Raw genomic sequence first — 10,874 nt, 5'->3', positions numbered from 1 at the left:
CCCGGGTCCCGGCGCGCGCTCCCCCAGTTTCTTAGGCGCCCCCCCGCGGGGTGGCCCCCCCGGCGGCGGGGCCGCGGCACGACGTGACCTCCGACTCTGTTCGCCCGCTGCGGCACGGCCGAGGCTGGCAGGCGACGAGAGGAGTGAACCATGTCGCAGGGACGAGATCCCGGATACTCGCGACCGACCCGCCCGCTCCACGCGGCGATGACCACAGCGGCGGCCCCGGCGGCGTCGACCGCACCCGCCGGGGCGGCCACCGCGGACGACCCCGCCGTCCTGCCGGCACTGCCCGGCTTCACCGACAGTCGCCCGATAGCGGTCAACAAGGCCGGCGTCGTGGTGGGCACCGCCTGGATCGACGGCGGTCCACCGTTCCGCGCGGTCCGCTGGGACGAGCACGGGCGGATTTCCGCGCTGGACCTGCCGCCGGGCAGGACCAGCAGCCACATCGCGGCCGTCAACGACCGCGGCACGGCGGCCGGGGCCGTGGACACGGGCGGCGAGCACGGGCAGGCAGCCCGATGGGACGACCTCGGCCGGGTGACCGAGCTGACCCAGCCGCCCGGTGCCCTCACCAGCCTGGCACGGGCCGTCAACGACGCGGGCGTCGTGGTCGGATGTGCGTGGTACCCCGGAGGACTCGGTCGTGCGGTCCGGTGGGACGCCCGGGGCCGCGTGACCGACCTCGGAGTCCTGACCGGTCGGGTGGAGAGCGACGCCCTCGCGGTCAACGACCGCGGTGTCGCGGTCGGCGTCTCCTGCGCCGACAACGGCGGATGCCGCGCGGTGCGGTGGGACCACGAGGGTCGGATCACCGACCTCGGCACCCTGCCCGGCCACGAAGGGAGCGCCGCTACAGCGCTGAACGACCGGGACACGGTCATCGGCCGGTCGTGGACGAACGGCGTGAGCACCGCCGTGCGGTGGGACGAGTCCGGCGTGATCACCGCGATTGCCCCGCTTTCGCCGCACGACACCGACATCCTCCTCGTTGACGTCAACCGGGCCGACGTCGTCGTGGGCGACGTCTGGGGGGAGGCCGGGGACGTCCGAGCCACCCGGTGGGACCGCGACAACCACGCCTCGGCGCTGGACGCGCTGCCGGGGTGGGCCGGCACGTCGGCTGTGGACATCAGCGACGGCGGGGCCATCGCGGGGGGCGCCGGCACGGTGACCGGCCAGGCGCTGGCGGTGCGCTGGGACCGGCACGGCCGGATCAGTCGGCTCGGCGTGTTCCCGAACGGCCAGGGCGGTGTCGTCGGGCTCGACGGCGCGGGAAGGGTCGTCGGTTGGTGCTACACGGCCGACGGGCACGTTCGAGCCCTTCGCTGGGGCTGACCAAGGCGGGCTCCGCGGCCCCTCGACCCGGTGCCCCCACACCTCCGGCACACCTGTCGAACGTCCCCGATCGACCGAGGAGGACCGATGCGTGATCCGACCGTCGCCTCGCTGATGACCCGCGAGATCGTCACCGCCGAGCCGGACACCCCGTTCAAGCACCTGGCGCGCCTGCTGACCGGGCACGGCATCAGCGCCGTGCCGATCGTCGACGCCGACGGCAGGCCCGTCGGCGTGGTGTCGGAGGCGGACCTGCTGACCAAGCAGGAGCACCCGCACGACGCCCGGCGGTCGTGGCTGTCCGGTCCTGGCGCGGGGCACCGCCGGCGCAAGGCCGAGGGCACCACCGCCGCGGACGTCATGACGTCACGGGTCGTCACCACCACGACAGGCACGCCGATCAGCACGGCGGCCCACGAGTTGCGGTCCGCCGGCGTGCGCAGGTTGTTCGTGGTCGACCAGGACGGACGGCTGGTGGGCGTGCTCGCCCGCCGCGACGCGCTCAAGGCGTTCACGATCGACGACGAGGTCCTCCGCGAGGAGATCCTCCGCACGGTGTTCGAGCGCGTGCTGTGGCTGGAGCCGATCGGTGTCGACGTCCGCGTCGAGCACGGTGTCGTGACGCTGCGCGGAATGCTGGACCGGCGCAGCGATGTCGTGACGGCGGAACGGGTGACCCGCGTCATGCCCGGTGTCGTGGACGTGCGGAGCGAGCTGACCTACGCCTGGGACGACCGCCGAGTCCGCACCGGTCGACGAGCGAGGTCCCGATGAGCGGCCCGGCATTAGGATCGCAGGAACCCACCACCCGTGGACACCGACTTGCGTTCCGCCGTCCCGACCGAAGCGGACGGCGGTCACGATGACGGCTCTGTGCACCGATCTCTACGAGATCCGGATGGCGGTGAGCTACCTGCGCCGCGCGATGACCGATCAGGCGACATTCAGCCTGTTCGTCCGACGGCTGCCCGTCGACCGCGGCTACCTGGTCGCCACCGGGCTGGCCGATTGTCTCGACTTCCTCGACCGGTTCGGCTTCACCGAAGACGAGTTGGCCTACCTCGGCCGGGAAGTGGGCCTGGACCGGTCGGCGACCACCGCCCTTCGAGGGCTGCGGTTCACCGGTGACGTGCGCGCGGTGCCGGAGGGGCGCGTGGTGTTCGCCGGCGAACCCGTGCTGGAGGTGACCGCGCCGATCGCGGAGGCACAGCTCGTCGAAACCGCATTGCTGAACTTCGTGACGTTCCAGACCGCGGTGGCGTCGAAGGCCGCCCGGTGCCGCGTGGCGGCCGGAACGGCGGCTCTGGTCGACTTCGCGGCCCGTCGGACGCACGGGTTGGAAGCGGCGGCGGCGGTCGCGCGGGCATCGGCCGTCGTCGGGTTCGAGGGCACGAGCTACGTGGAGGCCGCACGCCGTTACGGGCTGACGGTGACCGGGACGATGGCGCACTCCTACGTGGAGGCGTTCCCGGACGAGCGGGCGGCGTTCCGCGCGTTCGCCGACGACTTCCCCGATGACGCCGTGCTGCTCGTGGACACCTACGACACGGAGACGGGCGTGCGCCACGCGGTCGACGTGACCCGTCCGGTCGGGGTGCGGCTCGATTCCGGGGACCTCCTCGCGCTGTCCCGGCGCGCCCGCGAGGTGCTCGACGCGACCGGGCTCCCCCGAGCGCGCATCGTCGCCGGCGGCGGACTGGACGAGTACCGGATCGCCGAACTGGTCGCGCGCGGCGCGCCCATCGACGTCTTCGGGGTCGGCACGCGCATGGGCGTGTCGGCCGACGCACCCTCGTTGGACAGCGCCTACAAGCTCGTCGAGTACGGCGGCCGACCGGTGATGAAGCTGTCGGCGGGCAAGGTGACCGCACCCGGCCGCAAGCAGGTCTTCCGCGGTGACCCTCGTGACGGTGACCTGCTCGGCCTGCACGACGAGGCCGTACCGCCCGGCAGAGAGCCGCTCCTCGTGCCGGTCATGGCCGGCGGTGCGCGCCTCGGTCCGCGGCGCAGCGCGCACCAGTCCGTCCTGGATGCCCGCTCGCGGTTCCACGCCGACCTGGAGTGGCTGCCCGCCGCAGCCTGCCGCCTGGCCCGACCCGAACCGGTGACCGTCCGCACGACCGACAGGCTGGCGACGCTCACCGACGAGGTCCGGACATCGCTGCGGGACCAACTGCCCGGCCGATCGTGACCGCAAGTCCCTCGTCCGGGCACCGCCACGAGCCCATCGTCTGAGATGGGAGAACGAAGGAGGTGCGGTCATGAAACCCGTGCGCACGTGGATCGGGGTCGTGCTCGTCGTCGCCGGTGGGCTCGGCGTCCTCAACGCACTGGGCGTCACCGGAACAGGTGACCTGCTGAACGCCTGGTGGCCCGTCGCCGTCATCGGTCTGGGCGCCGCCGCGGCGCTCGCGCAGAGGCACGTGTCGCTCGGCCCCGCCGTCGTCGCGGTGATCGGGCTCGTCCTGCTGGCTGATCGGCAGGAGTGGACCACGGGCAACATCCTGTGGCCGGTGCTGCTCGTCGTCGTGGGCGCGGCCGTCCTGGCCGGCCTGCGCGGGCGCCGCACCGTCGGGCACGGGGAGAGCGACGCCCGGGTAGCGCTGTTCGGCGGCACCAAGGTGCGCAACCGGGCCGAGCACCTGACGCGCACGTCGGTGTCCGCGGTCTTCGGCGGCGCCACGCTCGACCTGCGCGACGCCCATGTCGACCACGAGGCCGATGTGGACGCCTTCGCGCTGTTCGGCGGCGTCGAGGTGCTCGTGCCGAGGGGGTGGCGCGTGTCGCTGGGCGGGTTGCCGATCTTCGGCGGCTACGACGACAACACCGACCGCGAGGCGGCGGCGCTCGCCCCGGACGCGCCCGTGCTCCGGGTGAACGCGACGGCCCTGTTCGGCGGGGTCGACGTGCGCAACGAACCAAAGTGAAGGCCGAATCCCGACACGCGCGGGTCGAAGGTCCCTGTGCGGCAGGCGTGGTCGGGGAGCAGGCTCAAGAGCACGGAACCGGAGGGGGCGGACATGACGTCCGCGCTGGACATCCTCCGGCTCCCGCCCACGCCGGTACCGGACCGCTCGGGAACAGACCTGCGGCACCGGTCGAACACCAGGTCGACGGCGTGACGCCGAGATCACGAACCTGCCGCACCCGAGTGGAGGTAACCGAGATGTCCGAGACCAAGCAGTGGCGCGTCGACGTCACCATCGACGAGCACGACGACAAGACCAGGGCCAAGGCCCGCCTGCGCACGCGTGACGACACCCACCTGGTCGGTGTCGGCACCGCGCGGCTCAACCCCGCCGACACCAACATCCCCGAGATCGGCGACGAACTGGCCACCGCACGGGCCCTGTCCGACCTCGCACACCAACTCCTCGACACCGCTGCGGGCGACATCGAGGACGTCACCCACAGGCCGGCGCACCTGGTCCGGTGAACACCGACCGGGAGCCCCGCCGTGATGACGGCGATCGACCACCCGGCGGGCCGGTGGGCGGCCGGCGTCGAGCGGGACGACCCACGACGGGCATGATCGGGTCGACGCTCCGCCGGGCACCGACCGAGGAAGCCGCGGCGGACCGCGGGAGCGGTTATCCGGACCGTCCGGCCGAGTCGGACGATCCGGCCCGACGCGTCGGACGGGGTTCCCCGGCTCAGAACGGCGAGCCGGCGTGCTCGTACTCCGCGAGGCGCCTGTGGACAGGCGGTGCCGCGACGGCACTGATCGCCGGGTTGATCGCCGTCGCAGGCTTCCTGGTCGCCCGGGGCCTGTTCGACGTCATCCTCCTGGCGCCGAAGACCACGCAGGCGTGGGGACCCGCGGACGGGCTCACCTACCCACTGGTCGCGGCGGTGTGCGCGCTCGCCGCCACCGGCCTGCTGGAGGTGCTGTCGGCCGCCACGCCCCATGCGGTCCGGTTCTCCACCTGGATCGTGCTGCTGATGACCGCCATCGCCGTCGTGCAGCCGCTGGGCCTGGGCGTCGACGCCGGCAGCCAAGTGGCGACCGCCGTGGTCAACGGGGCGGTCGGTGTCGGGATCGCCGTCGCCTTGGACGAGGTCGCCCGCCGATCCCGCGACTGAGCCCGGACACGAAGGCCGGACAGGACGGCCGGTGAAGAGATGAGGTGTGACCATGTCGATCGACGTGCAGCAGCCGAGGGCCTACGACCTCGTGGACGACCTGATCCAGGTGGCCGGAGTGGCGGGCGGTGCGTTCGAGGCGAATTTCAACTACCGCGTGCACGAAGGCCACGACGAGGTGGTGGGCTTCTTCATGGCCGGTGACGGCATGGGAGGTCACAGCCAGTTCCAGATCACGGCGGACGTGTCGGGAGCGGCTTTCAAGCTCAGCCGGCTGTTCGTGGAGGTCTACCACACGTCCCCCAAGGACGGTGAGGAGCTGGACAAGCTGGTCGTGCCGGTGGTCCTCGGATCCAAGATCGTTCCAGGCTATCGCGCCTACCTGCGGCACATCGTCGCGCCGGGTGAGACGTTGTGGGGGCTCGCCGTCCGCTACTACGGCGCGGGCAACCTGTACCACCGCCTGGTCTCGGCCAACCCGGCCACGATCACCGATCCGAACGTCATCCACCCCGGGGACGTCATCCGGGTGCCACAGGGCGACTGAGCGTGCCGCGGGATGGCCACCGTCGCGGTTCAACCCGGCCTGGTGGCCATCACCGCGGCGACCGGCCCACCGGACGCCCGGGCACGACGTCCAGGCCAACGCGTTGATCGCCGGCCCCCGCACGGCCCAGGTCCGCCCGTCCGAGGGTTCCCGACCCGCCCGGCCGCAGGTCCGCGGCGACGCGTGGTTCTCGCCCGTCCCCCCATGTGGTCGTCGGCGGCCGGGACTCCTTGGCTCCCGGCACCGACCGGGCCGCCCACTCGACCGCAGGGACCGGTTACCGCGCGGACGCTGTAGTCCATCGCGGTGCGCAGCTCGTCGGCGTAGGCGCGTGACGTGGTCGCGCGAGCTCGCCTAGGCCGGGTGCGCATCGACGATGGCGCACACGACGGACCGTCACCGCCCTCGGCCTGAGCGTCGTGCCGGCCTCGGCAGGTGCGCGCATCGCGCTTCGCCACCGTCCCTACGGCGTGGGCGTCACCGCGACGACGTGGAACGGAACCCCTTCCTGGCAGGTCGTGACGCCGCCTGGCGCGGGCCGGCCGCGCACGACCACCTCGGCGCCGATGGGGAGTTCGCGCGGATCGCCGTCGAGCAGGAGGTACCGCCGCTCGCCCGCGTCCAGCACGAGGCATCCCGTTTCAGCCCCTTCTCGCACCGTGCCCCGCACCGTCACGACCGGCTGGATCGCGGGATCGGAACTCGACGTCGCGGAGCTCTGCGCGGTGGTGGTGGCGGGTGGAGTGACCGGGGACGAACAGGCGACCGGCAGCGACGCGAGCACCAGGACACGACCGACCACCTGCGTGGCCGCACCGCGCAAGTCCGCACGACGTGCCGGTCTCGTCCGCATGACGTCCCTCCTGGCGCGGCGACAGCCGGAGGGCCATTCTCCCCCGGTCGTCGGCGGCCCGCGCGGCGACCGCACCGACGGTTGCGAGGCGCTCGACGGCACCGGTGCCCCGCCGTGGCCGGGAGCGGCCTCCGGGCCTGACCGGCCGTCGTGCGGATCGACCACGCGGGCACATCCAGCGCACGCGTCGATCGCCCTCGCCGCACCGTGAACAGATACCCCCCGGGGCATGTCGGTGATCGGCGTACGGTGGGATCAGATACCCCTAGGGGTATAAGACGTAGGAGCAACCATGGAACGACAGATCGACCACAACGCCTTCGCCGCCCGCCTCGCGGAAGAGGACGTCTTCGTCGTGGACGTCCGCGACGCGACCGAGTACCGACAGGGGCACGTTCCCGGTGCCCACAACGTGCCGTTGAGCGTCTTGCCCACCCGTGTGGGGGAACTGCCCGAGGATCGGCCCGTCTTCGTCATCTGCCAGACCGGCGGTCGCAGCGCCCGGGCCGCGAGTCTGCTGGGCGCGGTCGGCGTCGACGCCGTCAACGTGCTCGGCGGCACCGACGCTTGGATCGCGTCCGGCCGTCCTGTCGAGACCTCAACGGCCCGGGGGAAGGACAACCCGTGATCACCGTCCTGCCCATCGACACACCGAGCCTCGGAGACCGCAGCTACCTGGCCCACGACGGCGAGGTCGCGCTGGTGGTCGACCCACAGCGCGACTACGACCGGGTGCTCGGCCTCGCGCGCGCCGCAGGGGTCCGGATCACCCACGTCTTCGAGTCCCACGTCCACAACGACTACGTCACCGGCGGTTACGACCTGGCTCGCGCGGTCGGTGCGAAGTACCTGCTCAACGCCGACGACCCGGTGTCCTTCGAAAGGGACGGCTTGCGCGACGGCGACGTGGTCGACGTCGGCGACCGGATGCGGGTCGAGGTCCTGCTCACACCCGGTCACACCCACACCCACCTGTCCTTCGCCCTGTCGGAGGACGGAAACCCGATCGCGGTCTTCACCGGCGGTTCGCTGCTGTACGGCTCCACCGGTCGCCCGGACCTGCTGGGCCCCGACCAGACCGACGTGCTGGCACACGCCCAGTGGCACTCGGCCCGACGACTGGCGCACGAGCTCCCCGACGAGACCGCCGTCTACCCGACGCACGGGTTCGGCAGTTTCTGCTCGGCCACGCAGTCCGACGCGACGGCCGGCACGATCGGTGGGGAGAAGCGGACGAACCCTGCGCTGACCAGGGATCTCGAAACCTACGTCGAGGAGCTGCTCGCCGGGCTCGACGCCTACCCGGCGTACTACGCGCACATGGCCCCGGCGAACTCCGCCGGACCGGGCGCGCCGGACCTCTCACCGGCCGCCGAGACCGACCCGACCGAGCTGCGCCGCCGCATCCGGGACGGCGAATGGGTCGTCGACCTGCGCAGCCGGACGGTGTTCGCGTCGGGTCACGTCGCGGGCACGGTGAACTTCGGCCTCGACGGGCCGTTCGTCACCTACCTCGGATGGCTCCTCCCCCGGGGCACGCCCGTGACGCTGCTCGGCGAGACCGCCGAAGACGTCGCCGAGGCCCAACGCGAACTCGTCCGCATCGGCATCGACCGCCCGGCCGCGATGGCCACCGGCGGTCCCGGGGACTGGGCGGGAGGTGAGCCGCTGCGCCGCTACGCCACCGCCTCGTTCGGCGACCTCGCCGCCGAACTCGCCCGCGACCCGAGGACCGCCGTCCTCGACGTCCGCCGCGAACAGGAACGCGTGGAACGGCACATCACCGGGTCCGCGCACATCCCCATCCACGAGGTGCTCGACCGCCTCGACGAGATCCCGGTCGGTCCGGTCTGGGTGCACTGCGCCGGCGGCTACCGCGCCGGCGTCGTGGCCGCACTGCTCGACGCCCGAGGTGTCGACGTCGTCGCGATCGACGACTCCTTCGACAACGCCGGCGCGGCCGGCGTCCCCCTCACGACGCCGCCACGCCCTGACCGGGAGGTCCACGCGTGACGAGGCCCACCGTCGACGCGTCCTCGCTGCGGGAACGCCCTCGCCGACGAAGCGTCCGCACCGTGCCTGATCGACGTTCGATCACCTGCGCATTTCGGAGCAAGCACATTCCCGGTGCGATGACGTGCCGCTGGACCAGCTCCGTCACCGGTTGGGCGGGCTGTTCCGCTGCGCGACCGGGACGTCGTCCTCGTCCGCCTGTCGGGTCGGCGCGCGGGCCGGGCACGGCAAGTGCCGGCCGGCGCAGGTCTCGGCCACGGCGAGGCGCTCGTGAGCGGCATCGCCGCCTGCGAGCGGGCGGGCTGCTCAACCGGGGTCGGCAGGTATGGGACCTGGAGCGCCAGGTCCACTTCGCGGCGGGCGCGCTGGTGCTCACGGCGGTGGTCGCCGACGTGGTCGTGCCCGGCGCGACCCGGGTGGCGGGCTTCGTCGGCGGTGGGCCGGTCGTCGCCGACCTGCGCCCTGGACATGGCGCCGGAGAGGATGCCCGGGAACCGACGTCGTCGCGACCGCGGTGCCCCGCCGACCACCGGCTCCTCCCGGGACCGGTGAACCGTGCCGGTGCTGACCGTCGCGCCGGCCGTCGTCGTCGGGATCGTGCTGGGTCTGCTCGGCGGCGGCGGATTGATCTCGATGGTGCCGCTGCTCGGGTACGTGGCCGGAATGGACACCAAGGAGGCCATCGCCTCCTCGCTCGTGGTCGTCGGCGTGAAGTCGACCGCGGGCCTGGCCGGTTACCTGGGCGCGGTGCCGATCGACTGGGCGATCACCGGGGCGGTCACGGCCGCCGCCGTGGGCGGGCGGCTGGCGCCCCGGATCCGCGGGGACGCGCTGCGCCGGGGCTTCGGCTGGTTCCTGCTCGTCAGGGGAGCCTTCGTCCTGGCCCAGCAGGCGCCGGACCCGCTCCGCGTCCCCGCGCTCCTCGTGGTGGCAGGGGTCGGTCTCGTGATCGGGACGTGCCTGGGACTCGTACCGCGGTGCCCACTGCGGCACATCGGGCCAAGCGGGCGGTGGCGACCGCTGAACGGTGAAGCCGCGGCCATGGCCTTCGGAATGCCGGCGGGCCGAACGACGCTGTACCAGCAGTACCCCAGGGGGTATCACTCGGTGGCAGGGGAGGATGAGGACGTGCAACTGGAGAACACCCGGGTCGTCGGTGACGTGATCAAGCGGCTGCGCCGTGCGGAGGGCCAACTCGCAGGTGTGATCCGGATGCTGGAGGCCGGACGGGACTGCGAGGACGTCGTCACGCAGCTGGCAGCCGTCTCCCGCGCCTTGGACAAGGCCGGTTTCGCCATCATCGCCACCGGACTGGAGCAGTGCATCGCCGCCGGCGAGGACGGCGACGTCCTCGACCGCGCCCGACTGGAGAAGCTCTTCCTCTCCCTCGCCTGACCCGCTGGTGAACCCGTCCGGGAGGCGGCGTGGACGACTGCTCACGTCCTCTCCGTCAGCGCTGACAACAGCTCTCGCGGTGACCGATCCGCCTGCATGTCCACGTCGCGCGGCATGCCGTGGTTGCGTTGCAGCTCCGCCAGGACCCCCATGAGGCCGAGCGAGTCGACGCCGAGGTCGTCGAAGGTGCGCCGCGGGTCGGTGACGTCCTCGGCGGTCACGACGACGCCGGTGCACCGGCTGATCAGGGCCGCCAGGTCAGCCGGGGAAAGGTTCGAGTCCATGTCGGTTGCCTCCTGTGAGGGATCTCGGGCGTCGGAGCGCGAGCGTCGAATCGCCGCCGTGCCGGCTCCGGAACAGAGCCGTACGGGAGTCGGCCTCGCGGCACGTTCCGGTAACCAGGTCTGGCCGACGCCCGGGGTCGGTGGCACGGCCGTGCTCCACGGCCGGCACGGTGGTGGCGACATCGAGCACGACCGCACCGGGTACTGCCCGCATACCGATCGCGGCCGTGGTGACCGGCACCTGGTCGCCCGGCACCTCGCCAACGCCGACACCGCTGGGTGCGATCACGCCCAGGCCGGTCACCACGGCGGTCATCGCCGGTCCGGACGGGTCAGCACGACCGCGGACTGGAACCCG

General features: G+C 72.5%; 13 protein-coding genes and 1 pseudogene. 12 read left to right on the top strand and 2 right to left on the bottom strand.

Annotation, left to right across the window (positions count from 1 at the left end):
- Positions 1 to 207: 207 nt before the first annotated feature.
- The 7 genes from ACFXGA_RS09875 (at position 208) to ACFXGA_RS09845 (ending at position 5,971) form a co-directional block, all read left to right on the top strand.
- Positions 208 to 1,341, top strand: coding sequence for a hypothetical protein (locus ACFXGA_RS09875; RefSeq protein WP_378086110.1), 1,134 nt, complete (start codon positions 208 to 210; stop codon positions 1,339 to 1,341).
- A gap of 87 nt (positions 1,342 to 1,428) precedes the next feature.
- The gene (locus ACFXGA_RS09870; RefSeq protein ID WP_378086108.1) at positions 1,429 to 2,115 is read left to right on the top strand and encodes a CBS domain-containing protein; all 687 of its coding nucleotides are present in this window, start codon (positions 1,429 to 1,431) and stop codon (positions 2,113 to 2,115) included.
- 88 nt (positions 2,116 to 2,203) lie between these two features.
- Positions 2,204 to 3,532, top strand: coding sequence for a nicotinate phosphoribosyltransferase (locus ACFXGA_RS09865; RefSeq protein WP_378086106.1), 1,329 nt, complete (start codon positions 2,204 to 2,206; stop codon positions 3,530 to 3,532).
- A gap of 70 nt (positions 3,533 to 3,602) precedes the next feature.
- Positions 3,603 to 4,268, top strand: coding sequence for a hypothetical protein (locus ACFXGA_RS09860; RefSeq protein ID WP_378086104.1), 666 nt, complete (start codon positions 3,603 to 3,605; stop codon positions 4,266 to 4,268).
- A 239-nt stretch (positions 4,269 to 4,507) separates the two neighbouring features.
- Complete coding sequence (locus tag ACFXGA_RS09855; RefSeq protein WP_378086102.1) at positions 4,508 to 4,777, top strand: DUF1876 domain-containing protein; 270 nt, start codon at positions 4,508 to 4,510, stop codon at positions 4,775 to 4,777.
- Positions 4,778 to 5,034: 257 nt separating this feature from the next.
- Positions 5,035 to 5,424, top strand: a complete 390-nt coding sequence (locus ACFXGA_RS09850) for a DUF6069 family protein (RefSeq protein ID WP_378086233.1) — start codon at positions 5,035 to 5,037, stop codon at positions 5,422 to 5,424.
- 52 nt (positions 5,425 to 5,476) lie between these two features.
- On the top strand, positions 5,477 to 5,971 hold the full coding sequence (locus tag ACFXGA_RS09845; RefSeq protein WP_378086100.1) for a Gmad2 immunoglobulin-like domain-containing protein: 495 nt from the start codon (positions 5,477 to 5,479) through the stop codon (positions 5,969 to 5,971).
- Between the two features lie 463 nt (positions 5,972 to 6,434).
- Here the strand turns inward: ACFXGA_RS09845 and ACFXGA_RS09840 are convergent, their stop codons facing one another.
- Positions 6,435 to 6,755, bottom strand: a complete 321-nt coding sequence (locus ACFXGA_RS09840; protein ID WP_378086098.1) for a hypothetical protein — start codon at positions 6,753 to 6,755, stop codon at positions 6,435 to 6,437.
- 361 nt (positions 6,756 to 7,116) lie between these two features.
- On the opposite strand from ACFXGA_RS09840, the gene ACFXGA_RS09835 reads away from it, so the two are divergent.
- The 4 genes and pseudogenes from ACFXGA_RS09835 (at position 7,117) to ACFXGA_RS09820 (ending at position 10,232) form a co-directional block, all read left to right on the top strand.
- The gene (locus ACFXGA_RS09835; protein WP_378086096.1) at positions 7,117 to 7,452 is read left to right on the top strand and encodes a rhodanese-like domain-containing protein; all 336 of its coding nucleotides are present in this window, start codon (positions 7,117 to 7,119) and stop codon (positions 7,450 to 7,452) included.
- The gene (locus ACFXGA_RS09830; RefSeq protein WP_378086094.1) at positions 7,449 to 8,837 is read left to right on the top strand and encodes a rhodanese-like domain-containing protein; all 1,389 of its coding nucleotides are present in this window, start codon (positions 7,449 to 7,451) and stop codon (positions 8,835 to 8,837) included. The genes ACFXGA_RS09835 and ACFXGA_RS09830 overlap by 4 nt, the downstream gene beginning before the upstream one ends.
- Positions 8,838 to 9,392: 555 nt before the next feature.
- Positions 9,393 to 9,650, top strand: a pseudogene (locus tag ACFXGA_RS09825) (TSUP family transporter); the annotation flags it as partial.
- A gap of 321 nt (positions 9,651 to 9,971) precedes the next feature.
- A complete protein-coding gene (locus tag ACFXGA_RS09820; protein WP_378086231.1) occupies positions 9,972 to 10,232 on the top strand; it encodes a metal-sensitive transcriptional regulator in 261 nt (86 codons plus the stop codon).
- Between the two features lie 41 nt (positions 10,233 to 10,273).
- Here the strand turns inward: ACFXGA_RS09820 and ACFXGA_RS09815 are convergent, their stop codons facing one another.
- A complete protein-coding gene (locus ACFXGA_RS09815) occupies positions 10,274 to 10,516 on the bottom strand; it encodes an acyl carrier protein (protein ID WP_378086092.1) in 243 nt (80 codons plus the stop codon).
- Between ACFXGA_RS09815 and ACFXGA_RS09810 the strand changes: the two genes are divergently transcribed.
- The coding region (locus ACFXGA_RS09810) for a hypothetical protein (protein WP_378086090.1) at positions 10,515 to 10,874 on the top strand (360 nt) is incomplete at its 3' end. The genes ACFXGA_RS09815 and ACFXGA_RS09810 overlap by 2 nt on opposite strands.

The sequence above is a fragment of the Actinosynnema sp. NPDC059335 genome, assembly GCF_042752395.1.
In the GTDB taxonomy this organism is placed as follows: Bacteria; Actinomycetota; Actinomycetes; order Mycobacteriales; family Pseudonocardiaceae; genus Actinosynnema.
Note: the sequence above shows the minus strand (reverse complement) of the source record. Positions and strands in the feature narration are given on the sequence as shown.